General features: G+C 73.7%; 18 protein-coding genes. 4 read left to right on the top strand and 14 right to left on the bottom strand.

The window, feature by feature from the left end:
* Nucleotides 1–5 precede the first annotated feature (5 nt).
* Nucleotides 6–719 carry an alpha/beta fold hydrolase gene (locus tag ACVCAH_RS17530; RefSeq protein ID WP_447137218.1) on the bottom strand — a complete coding sequence of 238 codons (714 nt, stop codon included), beginning with the start codon at nucleotides 717–719 and terminating at the stop codon, nucleotides 6–8.
* An 82-nt stretch (nucleotides 720–801) separates the two neighbouring features.
* Between ACVCAH_RS17530 and ACVCAH_RS17525 the strand changes: the two genes are divergently transcribed.
* A complete protein-coding gene (locus ACVCAH_RS17525) occupies nucleotides 802–1,353 on the top strand; it encodes a TetR/AcrR family transcriptional regulator (RefSeq protein WP_447137217.1) in 552 nt (183 codons plus the stop codon).
* Between the two features lie 134 nt (nucleotides 1,354–1,487).
* Entirely contained in the window at nucleotides 1,488–3,149 is a 1,662-nt protein-coding gene (locus ACVCAH_RS17520) for a hypothetical protein (protein WP_447137216.1), read from the top strand.
* Nucleotides 3,150–3,198: 49 nt separating this feature from the next.
* Here ACVCAH_RS17520 and ACVCAH_RS17515 read toward each other — a convergent pair whose 3' ends face one another.
* The gene (locus tag ACVCAH_RS17515; protein WP_447137215.1) at nucleotides 3,199–4,434 is read right to left on the bottom strand and encodes an NAD(P)/FAD-dependent oxidoreductase; all 1,236 of its coding nucleotides are present in this window, start codon (nucleotides 4,432–4,434) and stop codon (nucleotides 3,199–3,201) included.
* Nucleotides 4,435–4,449: 15 nt separating this feature from the next.
* Nucleotides 4,450–5,109: a GTP cyclohydrolase I FolE gene (gene folE, locus ACVCAH_RS17510; protein ID WP_447137214.1), complete on the bottom strand. Its 660-nt coding sequence runs from the start codon at nucleotides 5,107–5,109 to the stop codon at nucleotides 4,450–4,452.
* Nucleotides 5,110–5,210: 101 nt separating this feature from the next.
* Here folE and ACVCAH_RS17505 point away from each other — a divergent pair, with 101 nt between their 5' ends.
* Entirely contained in the window at nucleotides 5,211–5,873 is a 663-nt protein-coding gene (locus ACVCAH_RS17505; RefSeq protein WP_447137213.1) for a helix-turn-helix transcriptional regulator, read from the top strand.
* Here the strand turns inward: ACVCAH_RS17505 and ACVCAH_RS17500 are convergent.
* From ACVCAH_RS17500 to ACVCAH_RS17480, 5 genes are all read right to left on the bottom strand, one after another.
* Nucleotides 5,859–7,463, bottom strand: coding sequence for a Na+/H+ antiporter (locus ACVCAH_RS17500; protein ID WP_447137212.1), 1,605 nt, complete (start codon nucleotides 7,461–7,463; stop codon nucleotides 5,859–5,861). The two genes, ACVCAH_RS17505 and ACVCAH_RS17500, sit on opposite strands and share 15 nt — an antisense overlap.
* A 286-nt stretch (nucleotides 7,464–7,749) precedes the next feature.
* Complete coding sequence (locus ACVCAH_RS17495; protein WP_447137211.1) at nucleotides 7,750–9,081, bottom strand: protein kinase domain-containing protein; 1,332 nt, start codon at nucleotides 9,079–9,081, stop codon at nucleotides 7,750–7,752.
* A 78-nt stretch (nucleotides 9,082–9,159) separates the two neighbouring features.
* A complete protein-coding gene (locus tag ACVCAH_RS17490; RefSeq protein WP_447137210.1) occupies nucleotides 9,160–9,624 on the bottom strand; it encodes a hypothetical protein in 465 nt (154 codons plus the stop codon).
* A 66-nt stretch (nucleotides 9,625–9,690) separates the two neighbouring features.
* A complete protein-coding gene (locus tag ACVCAH_RS17485) occupies nucleotides 9,691–10,170 on the bottom strand; it encodes a hypothetical protein (RefSeq protein ID WP_447137209.1) in 480 nt (159 codons plus the stop codon).
* A 135-nt stretch (nucleotides 10,171–10,305) separates the two neighbouring features.
* Nucleotides 10,306–12,993 carry an AAA family ATPase gene (locus ACVCAH_RS17480; RefSeq protein ID WP_447137208.1) on the bottom strand — a complete coding sequence of 896 codons (2,688 nt, stop codon included), beginning with the start codon at nucleotides 12,991–12,993 and terminating at the stop codon, nucleotides 10,306–10,308.
* A 99-nt stretch (nucleotides 12,994–13,092) separates the two neighbouring features.
* Between ACVCAH_RS17480 and ACVCAH_RS17475 the strand changes: the two genes are divergently transcribed.
* Nucleotides 13,093–13,503, top strand: coding sequence for a hypothetical protein (locus ACVCAH_RS17475; RefSeq protein ID WP_447137207.1), 411 nt, complete (start codon nucleotides 13,093–13,095; stop codon nucleotides 13,501–13,503).
* Between the two features lie 55 nt (nucleotides 13,504–13,558).
* On the opposite strand, the gene ACVCAH_RS17470 is transcribed toward ACVCAH_RS17475, so the two are convergent.
* From ACVCAH_RS17470 to ACVCAH_RS17445, 6 genes are all read right to left on the bottom strand, one after another.
* Nucleotides 13,559–15,193: a BCCT family transporter gene (locus ACVCAH_RS17470; RefSeq protein WP_447137206.1), complete on the bottom strand. Its 1,635-nt coding sequence runs from the start codon at nucleotides 15,191–15,193 to the stop codon at nucleotides 13,559–13,561.
* 265 nt (nucleotides 15,194–15,458) lie between these two features.
* On the bottom strand, nucleotides 15,459–16,316 hold the full coding sequence (locus ACVCAH_RS17465; RefSeq protein WP_447137205.1) for an SMP-30/gluconolactonase/LRE family protein: 858 nt from the start codon (nucleotides 16,314–16,316) through the stop codon (nucleotides 15,459–15,461).
* The gene (locus ACVCAH_RS17460) at nucleotides 16,307–17,029 is read right to left on the bottom strand and encodes an SDR family NAD(P)-dependent oxidoreductase (protein ID WP_447137204.1); all 723 of its coding nucleotides are present in this window, start codon (nucleotides 17,027–17,029) and stop codon (nucleotides 16,307–16,309) included. Before ACVCAH_RS17460 ends, ACVCAH_RS17465 begins: the two co-directional genes overlap by 10 nt.
* Nucleotides 17,026–17,922 carry a dihydrodipicolinate synthase family protein gene (locus tag ACVCAH_RS17455; protein ID WP_447137203.1) on the bottom strand — a complete coding sequence of 299 codons (897 nt, stop codon included), beginning with the start codon at nucleotides 17,920–17,922 and terminating at the stop codon, nucleotides 17,026–17,028. Before ACVCAH_RS17455 ends, ACVCAH_RS17460 begins: the two co-directional genes overlap by 4 nt.
* Nucleotides 17,923–19,083 carry a mandelate racemase/muconate lactonizing enzyme family protein gene (locus ACVCAH_RS17450; protein WP_447137202.1) on the bottom strand — a complete coding sequence of 387 codons (1,161 nt, stop codon included), beginning with the start codon at nucleotides 19,081–19,083 and terminating at the stop codon, nucleotides 17,923–17,925.
* Nucleotides 19,083–22,334 carry a hypothetical protein gene (locus ACVCAH_RS17445; RefSeq protein WP_447137201.1) on the bottom strand — a complete coding sequence of 1,084 codons (3,252 nt, stop codon included), beginning with the start codon at nucleotides 22,332–22,334 and terminating at the stop codon, nucleotides 19,083–19,085. Before ACVCAH_RS17445 ends, ACVCAH_RS17450 begins: the two co-directional genes overlap by 1 nt.
* Nucleotides 22,335–22,393 lie beyond the last annotated feature (59 nt).

The raw sequence follows: 22,393 nt of genomic DNA, 5'->3' as shown, positions 1-22,393 counted from the left end.
CGGACTCAGCACTGGGCGGGACGGCGCTGCTCGACCTGGGACGCCGCGTCGTCGAGCAGCCTCGCGAGCCGGACCGGGTCGGCCAGGGTGGTCACGTGGCCGGTGCGGGGCAGCCGGATCAGGTGGCCGTCGCGGCAGGCGTCGAGGAACGCTCGTTCGTCGCCGCGGAACGGGTCACGGTCGCCGTTGACGAGCCAGACCGGGCCGGGGTAGGCGGCCAGGGCGGCGAGGTGGTTATGCGCGGTGAGCGCCGCGACGACCGCCGGCAGCGCCTCGCAGGAGAAGCCGCCCGCGACCACGGCGTCCGCCGCCGGCCGGGGCAGGGCGCGGCGGAACGCGTACGCGCTGAACCGGTTGGCCTGCTCGGGAAAGCGGGCGGCGAGGGCGGCGGCCGTACGGTAGAGCCGGGCGAGGTGCGTCGACCGCGAGGTGCAGCCCATCGCGACCAGCCCCGCCACCCGGTCGGGGAAGCGGGCGGCGGCGGTGATGCCGACGTAGCCGCCGAGTGACAGGCCGGCGAGCAGCGCCCGCCCGCCGACGCGGTCGACGGCCGCGGCGACGGTCTGGGTCGCGGCGGCCAGGGTGAACGCGTCGCCGCGGCGCGTGCCGTGGCCGGGCAGGTCGACCGCGAGCGCGGGCCGGTCGAGTGCGGTGACGACCGGGTCCCACATGGTGCGGCTGACGCGGATGCCGTGGACGAGGACGACGGGCAGGGTCATGCGTTCTCCCTCGATCGCAACGCAACGGTGCGTTGTGTTTTAGTAGAACACAACGCACCGTTGCGTTGCTATCCTCCTCGGTGTGGCACCCCGCAGACAGCAGGAGATCTTCGAGAGCACGCTGACCCTCCTGGCCGAGAAGGGCTACGACCGCCTCACCATCGAGGCGGTGGCCGAGCGCGCCGGCGTGAACAAGACGACGATCTACCGGTGGTGGCCGTCCAAGGCCGCGCTGCTGGCCGATGCGCTCGTCGAAGCGCCGATGCTCGACCTGCCCACCCCGGACACCGGAAGCCTGCGGGGCGACCTGGAGGTGGTGGCGGGCGGCATCGTCGCGCTCCTCACCACGCCGCCCGCGGCCGACGTGGCCGTCGCCGCGCTCGCCGCCTCCGCCCACCGGGCCGAGCTGGCGGCGAGCACGCAGCGGTTCTTCGCCGACCGGCTGACCCGGGAGCGCCCGATCTTCGAGCGGGCCGTCCGCCGGGGTGAACTGGCCGCCGATGCGGACCCCATGACGATCATGGACGCGCTCGCCGGAGCGATCTGGTTCCGCGCGGTCTTCCGGGGGCGGCCCGTCGACGACGCCTTCGTCGGCCAGACCGTCTCGATGGTCCTGCACGGCGTGACCGGCTGACCCGGGCGGCCGTGCCACGGCAGCCACCTGGGCAGATCTGGCAGATGGCGCAGCAAGAAGGCCGGTAACCGGGGTAAGCAGCCCCGCGCGGGATCCCGCGACGCGAGACCGGTTGCCGGTAGGAGCTGCTTGACGTGCGCCATGACGAGTCAGAAGGAGCCGCCGGGGCTCCGCCGCGCCGGAGAACCGTCGCGCTGCTCACGCTGGCCGCCGTCCCGCCGGCGGTGGAAGCCGCCGTGTTGGCCGTCTTCAGCTTCTACTCCGCCCGGGGGCTGGCGCCCCAGGCCAGCGCCGTCTGGCCGTACGACTCCTACCACGACCTGCGGTGGCTGCTGGTCTACCACGACTCCTGGTCGGCGTTCCTGCTCGGCCTGCTCGCCGTGACCGCGGTCCGCGGTCTGCTCTCGGCGGGACTCACCGGCCTGGCGTGGCCCGCGCACACCCCACGCCCGTCGTACCGCTGGCTGATCCGGCGCAACATCGAGGTGGCGGCCCTCGCCACGGTGATCATCTCGCCCTGGGCCGCGCTCGCCGTGGCCTACTCGGCGGTGGCGCTGTCGTGGTACCTGCTGGCGTCGCTGCTGCCCATGCTCGTGCTGGCGCCGTTCCTGGTGCGCGGCGGCGTCGTCGGCAAGTGGTGGCGGGGCCTGCCCTCGGCGGCCCTGTTCGGCTGGTCGCTGCTCACCTTCGTCGTCCTCACCGTCGCCGGTGCGCTCATCTCGGTCGTACCGCTGTGGTGGGGCGTCCCGGTCGCCGCCGTCGCCGGGGTGGCGAACGGGCTGCTCTGGCGGCGGACCGTCACCGCCGCGGCGCTGCCCCCACCGGTGCGGCTGCGACGGGTGCCGGTGGCGCCGCTGGCGATCGTCGTCATCATGGCCTCGGCGGTGTTCGCCGAGGCCGGGCTCGGGATCATGGCCGGCGGGCAGGGCGACTGGCGCGTTCCGGTGCTCTCGGAGCGCCTGCCGGAGCGGGTCCCGTACGCCGTGATCGCCATCGCCGGGCACGACTCCAGCTACGACGGCCGGCCCGCGGTGGACCCCCGGGTGGAGCGGTTCTCCTACCGAGGGCTCGATGAACAAAAGCGCCCGCTGCCGTACCAACCGCTGGACACGCACCGATCGGTAGGCTCCAGCGCCGCGCTGCTCTCCGAGCACGTCGACGCCCTGCGACAGCGGACCGGCCGTCCCGTGGCGCTGCTCGGCGAGAGCGAGGGCGCCATGGTGGCCCGGATGTACCTGGAACGGTGGCCGCAGTCGCCGGTGGAGGCGGTCCTCATGTTCAGCCCGCTGAGCCGCCCGGGTCGGGTCTACTACCCACCCGAGGGTTACTCCGGCTGGGGCTTGGTCGCGGGGTGGGAACTGCGCCAGATCGCGCGGCTGTCCAACCTCACGAAGGAGATCGACAGCGACCCCGATGAGCCGTTCGTCCGGTCCGTGATCGCAGATGCGGCATTCTTCCGCAACCGCACGCTCTGCCCGGTCGCCGGAGTGCGGATGATCGCCTTCCTGCCGACCGTCTCCGCCGTGGAGGCACCACCGGGCGAGTACTCCCGGATCCCCACCGTCGAGGTGCCCGGACTGCACGCGTTCCCGCTCGACCAGGAGCTGGTGCGGCGGGCGGTGACGGAGTTCCTCGCCAACGAGCCGGTCCAGCAGATCCGGCCGGAGTACCAGCTCATCCAGCAGCTGGGCGCGGCCTGGCAGGCGCCGCCCCTCGCCCTGGGGCTCAACCCGATCTGGTCGGCCAGCAGGGAGGCCGACCCGGCGTTCAGCGGTCGCATCTGCGAAGCCCGGTGACGCGGCACCGGCCCGGAGCCAGGGGTGACCGGGCCGGTGGCTGCGCAGATTAGCGAGTCTTCAACAGATCGTCGAGGGCGACGTCGGCATCGGCCAGCCGGTCGAGGTCGACCGGCTGGCGGGAGCGGATCAGCTCCTTGATCGGGTCGGTCACGTCCCAGACGTTGACGTTCATTCCCGCCAGCACCCGCCCCCGCAGGGTCCAGAACGCGATGAACGCACCGCCGGCCAGGTCGCCACGGACGACGACCCGGTCGTACGAGCCGGGCGGGGCGTGCCCGGTGTACTCCATGCCCAGCTCGTACTGGTCGGTGTAGAAGTAGGGCAGCCGGTCGTAGCTGACCGGGCGGCCGAGCATGCCGCGGGCGGCGGCCGGCCCGGAGTGCAGCGCGTTCGCCCAGTGCTCGACCCGCACCCGGGTGCCCAGCAGCGGGTGCTGGGCGTTGGCCAGGTCGCCGGCGGCCCAGACGTGCGGGTCGCTGGTCTGCAGGGTGTGGTCGACGAGGACGCCGTCGTCGACGGCGAGGCCGGCCTGCTCGGCGAGGTCGGTGTCGGGCTGAACGCCGACCCCGACGACGACGAGGTCGGCGGGCAGGACCGTGCCGTCGGCCAGCAGGACGCCGCTGACCTGGCCGGTCCCCTGGAACTCCTGGACCTGGGCGCCGAAGCGGAAGCTCACCCCGTGGGCGCGGTGCAGGTCGGCGAAGACGGTGGCGAGCCGGTCGCCGAGCACCCGCTGCAGGGGCAGGTCGGCGACCTCCACGACGGTGACGCTGGCGCCCCGGCTACGCGCCGCGGCCGCCACCTCCAGGCCGATCCAACCGGCGCCGACGACGACCACGTCCGCCCCGTCGACGAGGGCGTCGGAGATCCGGTCGCTGTCGGCGAGGGTACGCAGCCGCAGCACACCGTCGAGGTCCGCGCCCGGGACCGGCAGGGTCCGGGCCCGCGCCCCGGTCGCCAGCAGCAGCCGGTCGTACCGGAAGCGCTCCCCGTCCGCCGTGGTGGCCTGCCGGGACTGCCGGTCGAGGCTGGTGACCCGGGCGCCGGTCCGCAGGTCGACGTCGTGGGCCTGGTACCAGCCGGCGTCGTGCACGTAGACGCTGTCCCGCTCGCTGGTGCCCAGCAGCAGGCCCTTGGAGAGCGCCGGCCGCTCGTACGGGCGCTCCGCTTCCGCGCCGAGCAGGACGAGTTCGCCGTCGAACCCCTCCTCGCGCAGGGTCTGCGCGGCTCTGGCCCCGGCCAGGCCGGCCCCGACGATCACGAACGGGCGTTGCTCGGTCACGGTGTCTCCTAGTGGTCAGGCGCGCGCGCCAACTCCGGTGAGGGTGAAGAACTCGGCGCGCGAGCGCGAGTCGTCGCGCAGCGTGCCGAGCAGCGTGGAGGTGATGGTGGTGGCGCCGACCGCCTGCACCCCGCGCAGGGTCATGCACAGGTGCTCCGCCTCGACGACCACCCCGACGCCCTTCGGACGCAGGTGGGCGGTGAGCCAGTCGCCGATCTGCTTGGTCAGCCGCTCCTGCACCTGCGGGCCGTGGGCGAAGAGTTCCACCACCCGGGCGAGCTTGGACAGCCCGAGGATCCGCTCGCCGGGCAGGTAGCCGACGTGGGCGACGCCGATGAACGGCAGGAAGTGGTGTTCGCACACCGAGTGGATCGGGATGGCCCGGGCGACGACGAGTTCGTCGTAGCCCTCGTCGTTGTCGAACGTGGTCAGCCGGAACTCGCGCGGGGTGAGCAGGTCGGCGTAGGCGCGGGCCATCCGGCCCGGCGTGTCGGCCAGCCCGTCGGCGTCGAGGTCCACGCCGAGTGCCGCCAGGAACGCGGCGGCGGCCTGCTCGGCGGCGGCCAGGTCCCGGCCGGGCCGGCGCCGCAGCACCTGCAGCGGGCCGCCGACCCCGGCCTCCTCCTCGGCGGAGGACGGACCGTCGGTCGTGGACGCTCTGGCCATCAGGTCCATGTCGACCACCCATCTGTTTTCACCAACCAGCGTTGTCGTTATTCATGCTGGACCCGGCGCGGCAGAATTTCAATAGCGGACGCTGGTGATAATCTCGTGACGTGCCGGACCGGTGGACAGCCGTGGCCGCGCTCGCCGACCCGTCCCGGCGGGCGCTGTACGACCACGTCCGTCACCAGGACCACCCGGTCACCCGCGAGGAGGCCGCCGACGCCACCGGGATCACCCGCGGCCTCGCCGCGTTCCACCTCGACAAGCTCGTCGACGCCGGCCTACTGCGCGCCCGCTACCAGGCTCCGCCCGAGCAGCCCCGCGGCCGGGGCCGCAGCCCCAAGGTGTACGAGCCGGCCGGCGACGGTCTCGCGGTCACCATCCCGGAACGCCGCTACGAACTGATCGCCGAGATCCTGGCCGACGCGGTGGCCGAGGATCCGGGCCACGCCGACGACGCCGCGCACCGCCTGGCCGGGCAGCGCGGCCGCGAGATCGGCGCCGGCCTGGCCGCGGACGGATGCGGGCTCCTGTCGGCGCTGGACGGCCTCGGATTCGAGCCGCGGGCCGACGCGCAGCGCCGGGTGCTGCTGCACAACTGCCCGTTCTACGCCCTGGCCGCCCGGCACACCGCCCTGGTCTGCGGCCTGAACCACGCCTTCCTCACCGGGCTGCTCGACGGGCTCGGCGCGGCCGACGTCGAGGCCCGGCTGGCGCCGCGCCCGGGTGCCTGCTGCGTGGAGGTGAATCCCCCGCACTCACGCCGGGGGTAGCGGCGGCAGGACGCTCTCCGCGTGGTCCAGCTCCCGTTCCAGGATCCGCATGTCGGCGTCGGCGAGGCGGCCCGCGTCCCGCCAGGCGAGCAGTTCCTCCCGCTCGGCCGCGATCATCTCCCGCCGGGCGTGCAGCGCCGCCAGGTACCGCTCGTCGGTCGGCAGCACCTGGTCCTCCACCGCGGACAGCAGCTCGACCCGGTCGAGGTAGCGCTGGTGGCGGGCCTCGGCGGCCCGGCGCAGCGGCACGACGGCCTCCCGGACGGCGGGGTCGGCCTCGGCGAGCGCCGCCAGCCGCTGCAGGGCGGCCTCCACCGCGGCGGCACGGGCCTGGTTGCGGGTCAGCGCCCGGCTGACGTCCGTGCCCGGCAGCCGCAGCCGCCGCAGCAGCGGGGCGAAGGTCAGCCCCTGGCCGATCAGGGTGACCAGCACCACCAGGTACGCGCAGAACAGCAGCAGGTCCCGGGCGGGGGTGCCGGCGGGCAGCGTGAACGCCGCCGCCAGGGTGATCACGCCGCGGGTCCCGGCCCAGCTCAGTGCGAGCAGTTCCCGCCCCGACAGCGGCGGGTTGTCCGGCCGCGGATCGCCACCGAGCCGGGCGTGCATCTTCGCCGGCAGGTGCGCCGCGACCAGCAGCCACAACGGGCGGACCAGCAGCACCGCGCCGACCGTGACGGCCGCCGCCGTGACCACCGTGCTGACGTCGTACGCGCGCAGGCCGCGCAGGACGGCGGGCAACTGCTGGCCGATGAGCACGAACACGTAGCCCTCGAGCAGGAACTCCACCAGGTGCCAGACCGCGCGGGTCTGCAGGCGCGCCCGGCTGGACTGCAGCGATGCGCTGCGGTGGCCGATCCACAGACCGGCCACGACCACGGCGAGGACCCCGGAGACGTGCAGCTTCTCGGCCACCAGGTAGGTGGCGAACGGGGTGCCCAGGGACAGGGCGCTGTCGATCAGCGGTTCGGCGACCCTTTTCCGGATCTGAGCGATGACCGCGGCCATGATCATGCCGACGGCCAGCCCGCCGGCCGCCACGACCAGGAACTCACCGACGGCGTGGCCGAAGGAGAACGCCCCGCCGACCGCCGCCGCCAGGGCGACCTGCAGGATCGTCAGGGCGGTCGCGTCGTTGAGCAGCCCCTCCCCCTCGACCAGCGTGATCAGGCGAGGAGGCAGCCCGGCGCGCCGGCCGATCGACAGCGCCGCCACCGGGTCCGGCGGCGAGACCGCCGCGCCCACCGCGATGGCGACGCTCAACGGAACGGCGGCCACGGCCGCGCTGAGCCCGAGCCCCACGGCGAGCGCGGTGATCAGCACCAGCACCACCGACAGGCCGACCACGGTACGGGCGTTGTTGCGCAGCGCGGTCAGGCTCGACTGCAACGCGGCGGCGTAGAGCAGCGGCGGGATGACCAGGTAGAGCACGACCTCGGGATCGAGGGTCAGGTTCGGACCGGGCAGGTAGCCGTAGCCGATGCCGGCGAGGACCAGCAGCACCGACGCCGGCAGGCCGCTGCGGTGGGCGACCGCGTTGGCGACCATGACCACGACCAGGCCGCCGAGGACCAGCGCCAACACCGCGATCATCCGAGCCGATCCCTCCTGTCGAGCCGCCCCCGGCGCTGTCTGTCAGCGGCCGGGCATTAGCCAACGCTCGCACGGGCGCGGGTCCGGGCCCGGCCGAAGGCCGTGACAGGTGCGCGGGCGGGGGCGAGGCCGATCGACGCCGATGAGGACGGGCTCCGCTCGGCAAACCGCACCCCGACGGTCACCAACCGTACATGATCATCGCTGATGCCGATCGGACTGCGAGGCGGAGGGGTCACTGCTGGGACGGTGCGACGGGGCGACCGTCGGGCGGGGTAGCGACAGGTCAGTTGGTTGCCTGCGGTAACGGTGGGGCGGACCGGGTAGGTGGTTCGTCGGTCGGCTCCACCGTGGGTTCGGCCGTCGACCCGCTGGACTCGTCGGGGGTGCCCGACGTCGTGGCGCGGGGGGCACCGGGGCCGGTGGTGCTCGGCCGTGCGGAGCCCGCGGGCACGGGTTCGGAGGCTCGGGTACCGGGCGTGGTGACGTCCGGGTCAGGCGCCCCGGTCCGGGATCCGCCCGGAGTGTACGCCGGATCGCCACCGACGGAATCCGGCTGTGACCGGCCGACGGAGGGCGATGGCACATCGGCGGGGCCGGGCGCCCAGCCGGTTCCGTCAGCGAGCACCACGGCGGCTGCCGCGGTGGCCAGGAACACGAGCACGGCAGCGGCGAGCGCACGTCGCCGGCCCCGGCCGGGCGGGCCGGCGGCGGCGGGTGCCGCCTGAGCTGCCGGAGCGGTGGCTCGCGGTGCGGCCGGAGCCACCGCCACGGGCGCGACGGCCGTTCCCGCGGCGGACGAGCCGGCGACGGCGTCCGCGGCGGCGGCCATGGCCGCGGCGGTCGGGAAGCGGTGATCAGGATTCCTGGCCATCGCGGTGGCGACCAGGTCGCGGGCCGCCGCCGGGACGTCGTCAGGCTGCGGGGGCGGTTCCTCGTCGAGGCGGCGCACCGCCACGGCGACGGGATTGTCACCGGGGTACGGCGGACGGCCGGCGAGGCAGTGGTACGCCACGGCACCCAGCGCGTAGACGTCCACGGCTGACGTGACTCCCGTTCGGGACAGCTGCTCCGGCGCCATGTAGAGGGCCGTGCCCACCACCTGGTTCGCCGCCGTCAACTCGGTCGCCTCCGAGGAGAGCGCGATACCGAAGTCGACGAGGACGACGTGCCCGTCCGGCTCGATGATCAGGTTGCCGGGCTTCACGTCCCGATGAACCAGGCCGACATCGTGCGCGGCCTGCAACGCGCGGGCGGTCTGCGCGACGATGGACATCGTCTCGGTGGTGCTCAGCCGACCAGTCTCCGCGATCCGCGCCGACAAGGGCTGACCCTGCACGTAGGCCATCACGATGTAGGCCAGACCGGACGGGCCGGGCTGCGACACCTCGCCGTAGTCGTAGACCTCCGCGACACCGGGATGCCGCAACGCGGCCATGGCCCGTGCCTCCCGCCGGAAACGCTCACCGGCGCTCGGCTCCACCACGAACCGGGTGTGCAGCACCTTGACGGCCACGGTCCGGTTCAGTGTCTCGTCGACAGCGCGCCACACCTCGCCCATGCCGCCGGCGGCGATCCGATCGGTCAGGCGATAACGGCCGCCGATGAGATCCCCCACGTCCTGCATCCGTCCCCCGTACCCCGGGTGCTTGTTTCCTACGCCCGTCGGCCATCAACCGACCGCCCGCTGACGAGGTCAGAGGTGGGCGACGACCTGGCGGACCGGGTGGCCGAGCAGTTCCGCCACCACCTGCTGTTCCGCCGGCGTGAACTCGTAGTGGGCACGGGTCGGGTTGAGCACGGCGATCTCGAAGCGCGCGAACCCGCACGGCCAGTGGTACCGCAGGGTGTCGAGGCCGATCACAGCGCCGCAGCAGGGAACGACGGTGTCCAGGCTGTCGAAGGCGCCCTCCGCCTCCTCCAGGAGGTCGCCGTACCAGTCGAGCGGCACGTCGCCGCCGCAGCGGGGGCACGCGATCCGTTCCAGGTTCTCGCCCGCGTCGATCGCGGTGATCTGATCGTGGAACTCCACCGACACCTCCAGCATGCCGTCGGGGTCGGCGAAGGCGCGCCGAACGAAGGCCGCCGCGTCGGCCGCCGCCGCGGTGTCCGGCTGCCAGCGCGGGTCGTTCGGAATCAGCGAGATGATGAAGTCACTCACGCGGGCATTCTGTCGCCGCCGCGGGCCGGTGCCCGTGGCCGCCCGCCGTCGCGGCCGGCTCCCCGCCTACTGGATGCCGTTGGTGTAGGTCAGCGGGACGTCGACCGTGGCGTCGCTGCCGACCGTCACCCGCCGCTCCGGGGTGAACCGGTAGCCCTCGATCGGCTCCCCCCGCACGAGGTACGTGTCGGCCGCCACCGGGACGGTGGCCCGACCGTCCGGGCCGGAGCGTCCCCTCGCCACGAAGTCCCTGGTCGTGGAGCGGATCTCGAAGCCGGTGCCGGATCGGGGTTCTGGGTCGCAGCGCGGGTCGGGGGTGGCCGGAATGTGCGGGCACTGCTCGCCGAGCTGAGTGGTGATCCGCACCTCCCCCTGGCCGGCCCGGCCGGGCGCCGCGGTGATCGTCGCGCCGCCGCCCGGGGCGGTGGTCGTCGCGCTGGCGCCAGGGGTGGTCGTCCCGTCCGGGGTGGCGTCATCCGGCGCGTCGCACCCCGCCGCCAGCACGACGGCGGCCACGGCGGCGATGACGCCCGGACGGATCGCCATACCGCGACTCTACCGGCCTCGATCGGTGCGGACAGCGCGAGTGCCCTGGCCGTGTCGTCGACAATGCGGATCGGGGGCGAATCGGCCGGCAGCCAACCGGACGGTGTCCCAACCGAACGCGCCGGGGGACACCGGTCAGCCGGGCACCGACGACGACCGGGCGATGGCGGCCAGTTGGGCTCGGGAGGTGATACCCAGCTTGGGAAACGCCTTGTAGAGGTGGTAGCCGACGGTCCGTGGGCTGAGGAAGAGCTGGGCGGCGATGTCGCGATTGGTGGCGCCCTCGGCCGCCAGCCGCACGACCTGGCGTTCCTGGGGGGTGAGCACGCTGAGCGGGTCGCCGGCCGTGCGCGGCGCGGCCGGCACGTCCCCGGTCGCGCGCAGCTCGACCCGGGCCCGCTCGGCCCACAGCTCCGACCCGAGCTCGTCGAATGTCGCCAGCGCACGGCGCAGTTGGGCCCGGGCGTCCGCCCGCCGCCGCGCCCGCCGCAGCCACTCGCCGTAGGCGAGCTGCGTCCTCGCCTGCTCGTACGGCTGGTCACTTTGCTCGTGCAGGCGTACCGCGTGCACGAAGTGCGCCTCGTCCTCCTCGACGAGGGCGCGGCAGCGCAGGGCGATCGCGTCCGACGACGGCTGCCGGACGTGCCCCGCCCAGTCCAGGTAGCGGGCGAGCGGCTCCCTGGCCCGCTCCGGCCGGCCGGCACGGACGGCTGCCTCGACCTGGTCCGCGGCGGAGAGGGCGGCGATGCCCGCGAGCGGGATGGCCGCCAGCTCCCGCAGCGCCGCGTCCGGCCGGCCCAGCCCGAGTTCCAGCAGGCCGAGCGCCCACCGCCCGACGGCCGCCGCCGGCGCCAGCCCTCGCTCGTCGGCTCGCGCCACGCCCTGTTCCGCCTTCGCCCGACACTCCTCCGGCTCCCCCTGGTGTGCGAGAAGCCAGGCGAGCGAGCACGTGAGGTGGCTGACCCGGTGCTCGTGACCCAGATCCATGGCCAGCCGCAGCCCCGCGTTCAAGCTCGCCCTGGCCTCGCCGTACCGGCAGAGCCATCCCTGCACGAGCCCATGGTCCTGCAGCGCGAAGGCGAGCCAGCCGATCATCCCGCTCTGCTGGCACTCCGTCACGACGGATGCGGTGATCTCCTCGGCGAGGTCGGCCCGGCCGAGCGGAAGACAGAGATCGGCGGCGAAGGTCCGTCCCGGCACTCCCAGCCCGGCGAGGGCCGGCGCGGTCACCGCCTCGCCCATGAGCCGGATCCCACCGGCGGTGTCACCGGTCAACAGGCGGGCCAACCCGAGCGCTCCGCTGACCAGGGGCGAGCCGACCACCGGGAGCGCGCGCAGGGCCGCGCCGGCCTGCTCCGCCAACCCCGGGTCACCGGCGTACCAGGCGCAGCGGATGGCCTCCACCAGCAGCCAGGTGGCCTGCTCGGCGGAGCGGGCGGCCACCCGGGGGACGTTGTCCATGATGATCCGGCCCGCGGCGAGCGGTGTGCCCAGCTCGAACTCGCGATGGGCGCGTACCTGGGTCAGCGCGGTGACCATGTCGGGATCGTCCACCTCGGGCGTGGCGCTGTCGGCGAGCGCGGCGGCCCGGCCCATCAGGCCGGCGTCACTGGCGGCCAGCGCGGCGGCGGCCAGCCGCCCGGATCGGTGTACCGGATCGGCGGTGAGCTCGGCGGCCCGCTCGTAGGCCGCCGCGATCGCGGCGTGACCGCCACGGGTCCGTGCCCGTTCCGCCGTCTCCTCCAACGCCTGTGCGACGTCCTCGTCGGGACCGAGCGCCGCGGCGGCCAGGTGCCAGGTCCTCCGGTCGGCCGCGTCCGCGGCCGCCGAGTGGGTGAGGGCGTCGGCAAGGGCCCGATGCACGGCGAGGCGTTGGCTGACCGGCGCGCTCTGGTAGGCGGCCGCCCTGATCAGGGGATGGCGGAAAGCGACCGTCGTTCCCCTGATCTCGATCAACCGGCGCCGCTCGGCCGCCTCCAGACCAGGCAGGGCGGCACCTGCGGCGACCAGCGTCTCCAGCTCACCGGAGCCGTCCGCCGCCGCGATCAGCAACGCGGCCTGCGCGGGCTCGGGAAGCGCGGCGATCTGTGCCTGGAACGCCTCCTGGACCCGATCCGCGACGGGCATGGCGCCCACCGGTGACAGTCGGCCCGCCCGCTGTTCGGCGCTGAGCGCGGCGGGCAGTTCGAGCAGCGCGAGGGGGTTGCCGTCCGACTCTGCGATGAGGCGCTCCCGTACCTGCGGTGGCAGGTCGGCGGGGAGCAGAGCCGCGGCGGCCGTACCGTCCAGGCCGCCCAGCCGGAGCTCGGGCAGCCCGGCGGGCGCGAAGCCGTCGCGTCCCGCGAAGATCATGACGACGCCGTCCGCTTCGAGCCGGCGGGCGGCGAACACCAGCGCGTCCAGGGACGCCTGGTCGAACCACTGTGCGTCGTCGATGAGGCAGAGCAGCCCGCCCTCGCCCGCCAGCTCGGAGAGGAGGCTCAACGTCGCCAAGCCGACCAGGAACCGGCTCTCCGGGACGATGTCGCCCAGCCCCAGGGCGCCGTTGAGCGCGGCGGCCTGCGCGTCGGGCAGCGCGTGGATCCGGTCGATCCCGGGGCGGAGAAGCAGGTGGAGCGCGGCGAAGGGCAACGTGGCCTCGGACTCGATACCGACTCCACGAACCACCCGCATGCCCGCGGCTCGCTCCGCGGCCTGGTCCAGCAGCGCCGACTTGCCGATCCCGGCCGGGCCTCGGATGACCAGGGCGCCGCTGCGACCGGCCCGGGCCTCCGCCAGGAGACGGTCGATCGCGGCCTGTTCCCGCGCGCGTCCGTGCAACACGGTCAGCAACCTACCGTCACGACGACTGATTCGACCTGGCGCGGATCTCCGTAGCTTCGTGATCACACGCACGTCAGCACGACGAAAGGACCTCCCGAGATGACCACCATCGCCAGCACCGTCCAGACCGCCGCCGACGCCCGGCTGCTCCGCTTCGCTCTCAAGCAGGACGCGATGGGCTCGGGCGCCAACGGAGTCGTCTACGTCGCCGTCGCGGCGATCTTCGGCGAGCTCTTCGGCCTTCCCGCCGCCTTCCTCTACCCGGTCGGTGTGTTCCTGGTCGCCTTCGCGGCCGGGCTCTTCCTCCTCGCGTCGCGGCCGAGGGTGAGCAGGGCCGCCGTGGGCGTCGTAATGGCGGTCAACGTCGCCTGGGTGGCCGCGAGCGTGGAGTTGCTCGTCGCCGGTTGGTTCCCGCTGACCGGCCTCGGTACCGCCCTGGTGATCGCGCAGGCGATTGTGGTCGCCGGCTTCACCGGTATGCAGTTCGCCGGTCTTCGCAAGGTTGCGTGAAACCGAGTGCGCCGCGGGCCGCCCCACAGGGGCCTGCCCGCGGCAGCACGCCGGGTCAGGACGCGTCGGCGTTCGCCGGTGCCGGCTCGGCGGCGACGGCCAGGGCACGGATTTCCGGGGCCATCGTCGCGCTGGCGGGTTCACGGCGCAGCTCGCGGAGCAGCCCGGCGACCATGCCGACCATCACGAACAGGAACGGCAGGGCGGCGAGGATGGTCAGCGACTGCAGGGCGGACAGCCCGCCGGCGAGCAGCAGCACGGCGGCCACCAAGCCAGTCAGCACGCCCCACATGGCGACCAGCCAGTTCCTCGGCTCGATGTCGCCACGGGAGGAGAGCGTGCCCATCACCACCGAGGCGGCGTCGGCTCCGCTGACGAAGAAGAGCGCCACCAGCACCATCACCAGGATCGCGGTGACGGTGAAGAAGGGGAACTCCTGAAGGACCGCGAAGAGGGCCGCTTCCGGGCTCTCCGACACGGCGGCCGACAGGTCGGTGCCGCCGAGTTGCAGGTCGATGGCGGTGCCGCCGAACACCGAGAACCAGACGACGCTGACCAGGCTCGGGATGGCCACCACACCGAGGACGAACTGGCGGATGGTGCGGCCCCTGGAGATCCGGGCGATGAAGGCGCCGACGAACGGCGTCCAGGAGATCCACCAGGCCCAGTAGAAGATCGTCCAGCCCGCCATCCACTGCTCGCCGCCGAAGGCGCCGGTGCGGAAGCTCATCGGGATGAGGTCATAGAGGTAGCCGCCGGTCGACGCGGTGAGCGTGTTGAGGATGAAGACCGTGGGCCCGACCACGAGCAGGAAGAACAACAGCGCCACCGCGAGCACCATGTTGGTGTTCGACAGGAACTGGATACCGCGCTTGACGCCGGTGACGGCGGACACCACGAACGCCACGGTGAGCACCGCGATGATGCCGATCGCCAACGGAGTGGACTTCGGCACGTCCCAGAGGTTCGTCAGGCCGCTGTTGATCTGAAGGGCGCCCAGACCGAGGGAGACCGCCGAGCCGAACAGCGTCGCGAGGATGGCGAAGACGTCGATGGCCTTGCCGGGGCCGCGGTCGGCGCGCTTCCCGATGAGCGGGAAGAAAGCGCTGCTGATCAGGCCACGCCGGCCCTTGCGGAAGGTGAAGTAGGCCAGCGACAGACCGACCACGGCGTAGATCGCCCACGGGTGCAGCGCCCAGTGGAAGAACGAGTACTCCATGGCCACCCGGGCGGCCTGCTGGGAGTTCGGTTCGGTGAGACCTCGCGGTGGGGTACCCAGGTGGGACAGCGGCTCGGCGGCACCCCAGAACATCAGGCCGATGCCCATGCCGGCGCTGAACATCATCGCCACCCAGGAGACGGTGGAGAATTCGGGCTGCTCGTCGTCGCGGCCGAGCTTGATCCGGCCGTACCGGCTCAGCGCCAGCCAGATCGACAGCACCACGAAGCCGGCGCTGGCCAGCACGAAGATCCAGCCGAACGCTGTGACCACCCAGTCGAGCGCCGCGCCGGTGACCGATGCCAGGTTGTCGGTCGCCGCGACGCCCCACAGGACGAAGAGCACGGACACCGCGGCGGCCACGCCCAGCACGGTGCGGTCGATGTCCCGTTTGCCGTGGTCCGTCCCGACGGGCGCGCCGCCCGGCAGATTGCTGTCCTCGGTTGCCGCCGGTGTGGCAGACACGGTCATGGTCTGTGGACCCTCCGTGGTCTCGCGGGACGCAGGCCACATCTGCGGGCGCGACGCGCCCGTTGCCCGCATCCCTGTGTTGGTCCCGACCGCCAGGGGCAGGCCCGGGAACTCGGAAGCTGTCGCACCCGAGGAGTTCGCTGAAGCGCGATTCCCCCGACATCGGCGACTGCCTGGCCACCACTTTCGAAGTCAATCTTGGAGGTGACCCTGCGGTTTCATGACAGTTGCGTGACAAGACCGGTGCGTGACTGTCACAGACGACTCAGGCTGGCCTTCCGTGGCCGATGCCGGCATGACGGGCGAACCGGGCCGGGGGAAGTCCGCGTCCGCCGACGTCGGCCGTGAACACCGCACCCGTCTGCGCCACGCCCGAGGTCCGGGCCGTCGTGACGAACATGGTGCGCAGGTCCGCCCCGCCGAACGCCACGTTGGTGACCAGTGGCGCCGGTACCCGCAGCACGCGATCCAGCACGAGGTCGGCGGTGTAACGGTGAACCAGGCCGGATCCCCACAGCGCCACCCACACCCCGCCCTCGGCGTCGACCACGACGCCGTCCGGCCGATCGACGCCGACGGAGGCCACCGGGCGCCGGTCCGGCCCGTACGCCGTGACGGTGCCGGCGAACGTGTCGGCGTGGTAGAGGATCGTGCCGTCCGGGCTGGTGTCCAGGCCGTTCGAGGCGCCCAGCCCGTCGGCCACGACCCGGTGACTCAGGTCCGCCCCGACCCCGTGGAGGGCGGCCCGGCCGGCGCGGCCCCGGTCGATCGACCCGACGTACAGCATCCCGTCGCGTCCGCACACCGCGTCGTTGAACGCCAGGTCGGCCGGCCCGGGCAGGCTGAGCATCGTCCGGAAGGTCCCGTCGTACGGGTCGACGGCGCCGAGGTCACGGCCGGAGACGCCCAGCCACCCGCCGCCGGCCGTGGGCACCAGGGCGGTAAGGCGCCGTGCGCAGGTCACACCGTGCGCCGCGCCGGTGCCGGCGTCGACGGTCCAGACCGTGTGGCTGGTGACGTCCACCAGGTGCAGCCGGCTGGCGTGCCAGACCGGGCTCTCCCCCAGCTCGCAGCGCAGTTCTCCCAGCACGGACCAGTCGACGTCCTCGCCGGTCACAACCATCGGGCGCGCAGGTCGGGTCGCAGCCACGCGGCGGGTGAGGCGATGGACAGGCCGCCGTCCACCGGGAGCACCGTGCCGGTGATGAAGTCCGCCGCCGGGGAGGCGAGGAACGCCACCGCGGCGGCGACGTCCTCGGGGCGGCCGACCTTGCGCAGCGGGTAGCCCTCGGTCACGGCCGGCAGCTCGGCGCTGCCGATCATGCCGGGCGCGACCGCGTTGACCCGGATCCCGGCCGGCCCGTACTCCAGGGCGAGCTGGCGGGCGAGTCCTTCGACGCCGGCCTTCGCGGCGGCGTAGCCGGGCAGGCCGGGAGCGGCGAGGGTGGCGTTGACGGAGCTGACCGCGACGATCGCGCCACCGCGCGGCAGCAGCGGCAGCGCGGCCCGCACGACATAGAACGTCGAGTCGAGGGTGGCCTCGAGCGCGATCCGCCACTGCGCGTCGGTGGTCTGCGCGGCCGGAGCGACCGGCATGACGGCGGCGGCGGGCACCACCACGTCGAGCCGGCCGAGCGTCTGGTGCGCCGTGGCGACTGCGCCGGCCGCGGCGTCCGGGTCGGCGCAGTCGGCGACCAGTTCGGCGGCGAACGCCGGGTCGGCGTGCTCGTCGAGGCTGACGCCGACGACGCGGTCCCCGGCGGCGGTGAACGCCCGGGCGATGGCGGTGCCGATCGGCGAGGACGCGCCGACGACGAGGACGCCGCGGCCGCTCACCGGTCCAGTCCCAGGTCGTCGAGGATGGTGGTCAGCGACGTCCGGCCGGCCGCGTCGAGCGGGCGGGCCGGGGAGCGCACGGTGGCGTCGGCGATCAGGCCGCGCCGCACGAGCACCTCCTTGTGTACCGCCCAGGCGATGCCCTGCTGCAGGCCGAACAGGATCAGCGGCAGCAGCCGGGTGAACCCGGCCCGCGCCTCGGCCCGCCGGCCGGCCTCCCAGTCGGCGAGGACCGGGCCGAGCAGGTCGGGGAACTCGCAGGCGGGCATGGTGCCGATCGCGCCGCGAGCGTACTCCTCCAGGCAGAACTGGGCGTTCTGGCCGCCGAGGACGGCGAAGCTGTCGTCGGCGCGGGCGGCGACCACGGCCGCGACCTTCGGCACGGTCGGCGGCGTCTCCACCTTCACCGAGGTGACGCCGTCGAGCTTGCCCAGTTCGGCGATGAGCGCGGGTGCCATGGTGACGCCGGTGGCGCCGGGCGCGTCCTGGACCATCACCTCGACGCCGGCGGCCGCCGCGACGTCGCCGTAGAAGGCGAGCAGCTGGTCGGGCGTGGGTTTGACCATGAACGGGGGCAGCACCATCAGCGCCGTGGCGCCGCCGGCCACCGCGGCGTCGGCCTGTTCGATCGCAGTGACCGTCGAGGTGCCGTTGACGCCGGCGACGACCGGGACGGCGCCGGCGACGACGTCGGTGACCGTGGCGAGGATGCGGACACGCTCCTCGGTGGTGAGGGCGAAACCCTCGCTGGCCATGCCGAACACCGCGACGCCGGCCACGCCGCTGTCGAGTTGGAACTCGGTGAGCCGGCGCAGGCTGGGCAGGTCCAGGGCGCCGTCGGGCCCGAACGGGGTGGCGAGGATCGGCACGAGGCCGTGAACGGTGTGGGGCACTCAGGACTCCTTGGCCAGGGCGCGAACCGTGTCGGCGTCGACGTCGACGCCGAGTCCGGGTCCCGCGGGCAGGTCGAACGCGGCCGGGTGCAGGGGCACCGGCCCGGTGAGGATGCGGGCGCCGACCTCGGTGGAGGTCGGTTGGTATTCGAACGCGGCGAGGTCGGCGACCGCCGCGGCGACGTGCAGCCCGGCGGCGAGCGAGACGCCCATGCCGACGGAGTGGTGCGGGGCGACGGGCACGTGCCGGGCGGCGCACAGCTCGGCGATCGCCATCGCCTCGGTGATCCCGGTGCGGGCCACGTCCGGCTGGGCGATGCGCAGGGCCCGGGCGTCGAGCCACTGGGCGAACTCGTACCGGTTGCGCAGCGCCTCGCCGACCGCGACCGGGACGGTCGAGCGGGCGGCGAGTTCGGCGTGCCCGGCGACGTCCTCCGGGGCCAGGGGTGCCTCCAGGAACCAGGCGCCCCGCTCGGCGAGGCCGCGGGCCAGCGCGACGGCCTCGTCCACCCCGTAGGCCCAGTGCCCGTCGACGGCGACCCGCAGGTCCGGGGCGGCCGCGCGGACCGCGTCGACGGTGGCGAGGTCGGCCGCGACGCCGTGCCCGAGGTGCAGCTTGACCGCGGTCGCGCCCCGGTCGGCCCAGTCCCGGGCCAGCTCGGCCCGTTCCGGGTCGGTGGGGCGGGGCAGCCCGGAGACGTATGTGGGCAGGCGGGTGCGGAACGCGCCGCCGAGCAGGTGGGCGACGCCGAGCCCGGTGAGCCGGCCGGCGAGGTCCCACAGCGCAATGTCGACGGCGGCGAGCGCGTCAGCCTGGTGGCCGACCAGGTGGCCGCGTTCCCGCATCAGGTCGCGCAGCCGGTACCAGGACGGGCGGGGGGCGGTGGCGTCCATGCCGACCAGCACCGGCGCGAGCAGCAGGTCGACGATCGCGGCGGGCACCTCGGGCGCCACCGGCGCGAGCGCCTCGCCCCAGCCGGTGGTGCCGTCGTCGGCGACCACCTCGACCAGCAGCGTCTCGTAGCGGGAGGAGTAGAGGCTGCGCCACGGCTCGCGCACCTCGTAGCCGCCGCCGATGCTGCTCCCGTCCCGCTTCGGCCCCAGGTACGCCTCCTCGGCGCGCACCTTGAGCACGTGGGTGTGCACCTCGCGGATCCGCATCACACCTCCTGCCCGCAGGCCAGCCGCACCGGCTCGGTGCGCCGGTCGCCGACCTGCACGATGTAGGTGAACGTGGCGGTCAGGTCGTCCACCGGCACGGTCCACTCGTTCGGATAGGTGTTCACCTGCCGCTGCTGCCAGCTGGCGCCGTCGTCGAGCGACCAGTGCAACGTGGCCGGTTCCCGGGCCGCGGCCTGCACGTAGGCGTGGTAGCGGCTGCCGTCCGGCTTGGGGATCAGGATGCCCCGCACCGCCCCCACCGGGCCGTCGTCGAACCGGTGCGCGCCGACCGGCGCGGCGTCCGCGCGGTGCAGCGGTACGTCGAGCGCGACGCCGTGCACGACGATCGCGGTGATGCCGTGCCCGGACACGTCGACGGTGAGCCGGTGATCGACGACTCGGGTCTCCTCCGGTTCGTCGCCGTCGCGGATCACGGTCGCCCGGTACGCCACGCCCGGCGTCATCGGCACCCGCGCCGGATCCAGCGTGACGGTCACCGTGGTGTCGGTGACGGCGGCGTTGGTGAGGCTGACGCAGAGCCGGTCCCCGCCCTCGGCGGCGATCCAGTTGACCTGATCGCTGTCCAGCCGAACCAGGCCCTTCGGCAGCCACAGCCACACCCCGTCCTCGCCGTGGAAGCGGCCGGGGGCGTGGCCGTGGACGCGGAAGGCGAACCACACGTAGTTCTGCTCGAACTCCCCCGGGAACGAGATCGCCCCGCCGGAGCGGGTCTCGTGCTCGGCGACCAGGTAGTCGACGGCCATGCCGAGCTGGGCGGGCGCGTGGTGGTGGTAGATGGTGGTGTTGCCGAACGGCCCGGTCCACGGGAAGTCGGGGCGCAGGTGGTGCACGGTCAGCTGCCGGTAGTAGTAGCCGGGGTAGTTGGTGAACCGGCCCACCAACGCGTTGTGCGCGACGTCGCGCAGCAGGTCGTCGCCGGTGTGCGCGGCGAGCCGCAGCAGGAACGGCGCCCAACCGGGGTTGAGGGTGAACCCGTTGAACCGGTAGGTGTTCAACGCCTCGATGCTCAACCCGGTGGGTGAGACCTGCCAGGCCGGCACCTGCTCGTCGGGCACGTCGGTGGCCGGGTAGTCGTACAGGTCGTCCGGGTTCCACCAGCCGGTGAGCTCGATCTGCCGGTCGACGAAGAGCGGCCGCTGCGGCACGGTCACCGTGGTGTCGGGCACCGGGCGGGCGAAGACCATGGTGACGAAGCGCTTCGCCTCGGCGTACGCGGCGTCGAGGTAGCGGCGCCGGCCGGTCTCGGCGTACATCTCCAGCAGCTCGATCCAGGCCCGGCAGTAGTAGATGGCGAAGTCGTGCGGATCGGCCTCGCCGCCGTACGGCTGGTCGAGTTCCTCGGCGACGTACCGCTCGGCGGCCTCCTCGGCCTGCCGCAGCAGCTTCGGGTCGCGGCTCATCCGGTACGCCGCCAGGGGCTCGCTCATCGGGGTGCGCTTGAGCCAGTAGTCCTGGGCGTCCAGGCAGGACAGGGCCAGCTCACGGGCGGCGGTGAGGGTGCCCCGGGTCAGCGTGTGCAGCGGGGCGAGCGCGGGCGCGCCGAACGGGGTGCCGCAAAGCGCGTTCTTCGTCGGGTCGCCGTAGACGGTGGCGTCCTCGCGCGGCGTCCAGCCGTAGCCGTTGCGGGACAGGTGGAACTCGATCGTGGGCAACGCCCGGGTCTCGTACAGCTCGTCGTCGCCGGTGAGCTGGTAGGCGCCGAGCAGCACCGACGTGGTGGTCGCCCGGACGGCCTGGTCGTTCTCGATGTCGATGAACCCCTTGGCCCGGCTCCACCAGCCGCTCGGCGAGCCCTGGTAGTCGACCTGGTCGTCGCTGCCCGGGCCGGCCTTCATCAGGTCGATCAGGTTGTGCACCGTGTCGGTCAGCGAGCAGCCGGCGACGTTGCGTCGGTAGGCGGTGTAGCCGTACTCGCCGCGCAGCAGGGCGCGGTAGGCGTGGTACAGCTCGGCGCGGCCGGCGTACACCCCGACGGTGAACCGGTACTCCTCGCCGGCCCGCAGGTCGGCGCGGCGGCCGTACTGCGGGGCGTAGAGGATGGGCCCCACCCGGCCGTCGGGCGTGCGCAGGCCCATGCCGAAGGGCTGGTCGTCGTCGCCGCGGGCCGACTCGTACTCGAACGGCAGCTCGCCGGCGGGGGCGAACAGGCCGGCGGTGACCGGCCCGCGTTGCACCAGGCACATCGGCGCGAACAGCTCGTCGCGGCCGACGGACGCCGGCCCGCCGACCATCCGGGCGTGCCGCAGCGGCCCGCACAGCACCTCGTCGACCTCGTCCACGGCAGCGGCGGCGAACGGCAGGTAGGCGACCACGAAGCGGCCGTCGACCCGCGGGGTGAGGGCGATGTCGACGTACGGGTGGTCCCCACCCAGCCGCCAGGTGACGGTGAGCGAGAACAGGTCCGGGTGGTCGCCGCGCAGCCGGACGGTGTCGGCGCCGCGCACCTCGACCTCGGCGAAGGTGACCGGGTGCCGGTCGAGGGTGCCCTGCGGGTCACGGCGGCTACCGGTTTCGCCGTGCAGCACCAGCCACCGCTCGCCGAACCGTTCCCCGCCCACCCGTTCCCAGCCGTCGCCGCAGCGCATGGACAGCTCGGCGGCGTACCCGGACCCACCGTCCCAGCGCAGCGCGGCGACGTCCAGCCGGTACCGGTCGCCCTCGGCCGCCGCCGCGGGCTCGACGGCCGCGGTGGCGAGGTCGGGGTCGGCGATCTGGGCGCGGGCGTTCGTCGTACGGGGGCCGAGGGCGACCACCTCGACCGGGGCGAAGCTCGCCGTGGTGGCGGTGGCGCCGAGCCCGACGCCGCCCCCGTCGAGCGGGTGGCGGTCGGTGACGCTCACCGCGGTCCCTCCGTCGACGGTGACGGTGATCCGGCCGTCGACGACGGTCACCTCGACGGGCAGCCACCGCCCGAAGTCGTAGGCCAGGATGTCGTCGGCGAGCAGCTCGGCGCGTCCCTCGGCGTGCCGGGTCACGGTCAGGTAGCGCACGCCGGTGCGCACCCGCAGCCCGACGGCGTACCACCGGTCGGCGCCGGCGTGGACGAGCAGCTCGGCGGTGCTGACACCGGTGCCGTGCCGCGGTTCCGGCACGCGTACGGCGGTACGGACGGCGACGTTGCCCGCCATCGCGGGCAGTGGCGCGCTGAGCACGCGCCGCCCGTCCGGCCCGGCGTGGCCGTCGATCTCGGTGGGCTGGTCGAAGGGCGGAACTTCACGCTCAGTTTTCACGGGAGCACCTCGAAACCGCATTTCTGCAACTCGTATGCAACCGGCGGTTGACACGATGC

The sequence above is a fragment of the Micromonospora sp. LZ34 genome, from assembly GCF_052981855.1.
The sequence above is the reverse complement of the archived record's forward strand: the minus strand, read 5'-3'. Positions and strand labels throughout refer to the sequence as shown.

Coding starts and splice junctions, on each gene's coding strand:
- ACVCAH_RS17475 (WP_447137207.1), top strand. CDS start 13,093: ATGACCACCATCGCCAGCACCGTCCAGACCGCCGCCGACGCCCGGCTG.
- ACVCAH_RS17500 (WP_447137212.1), bottom strand. CDS start 7,463: ATGATCGCGGTGTTGGCGCTGGTCCTCGGCGGCCTGGTCGTGGTCATG.
- ACVCAH_RS17530 (WP_447137218.1), bottom strand. CDS start 719: ATGACCCTGCCCGTCGTCCTCGTCCACGGCATCCGCGTCAGCCGCACC.
- ACVCAH_RS17470 (WP_447137206.1), bottom strand. CDS start 15,193: ATGACCGTGTCTGCCACACCGGCGGCAACCGAGGACAGCAATCTGCCG.
- folE (WP_447137214.1), bottom strand. CDS start 5,109: ATGGACCTGATGGCCAGAGCGTCCACGACCGACGGTCCGTCCTCCGCC.
- ACVCAH_RS17450 (WP_447137202.1), bottom strand. CDS start 19,083: ATGCGGATCCGCGAGGTGCACACCCACGTGCTCAAGGTGCGCGCCGAG.
- ACVCAH_RS17465 (WP_447137205.1), bottom strand. CDS start 16,316: ATGGTTGTGACCGGCGAGGACGTCGACTGGTCCGTGCTGGGAGAACTG.
- ACVCAH_RS17485 (WP_447137209.1), bottom strand. CDS start 10,170: ATGGCGATCCGTCCGGGCGTCATCGCCGCCGTGGCCGCCGTCGTGCTG.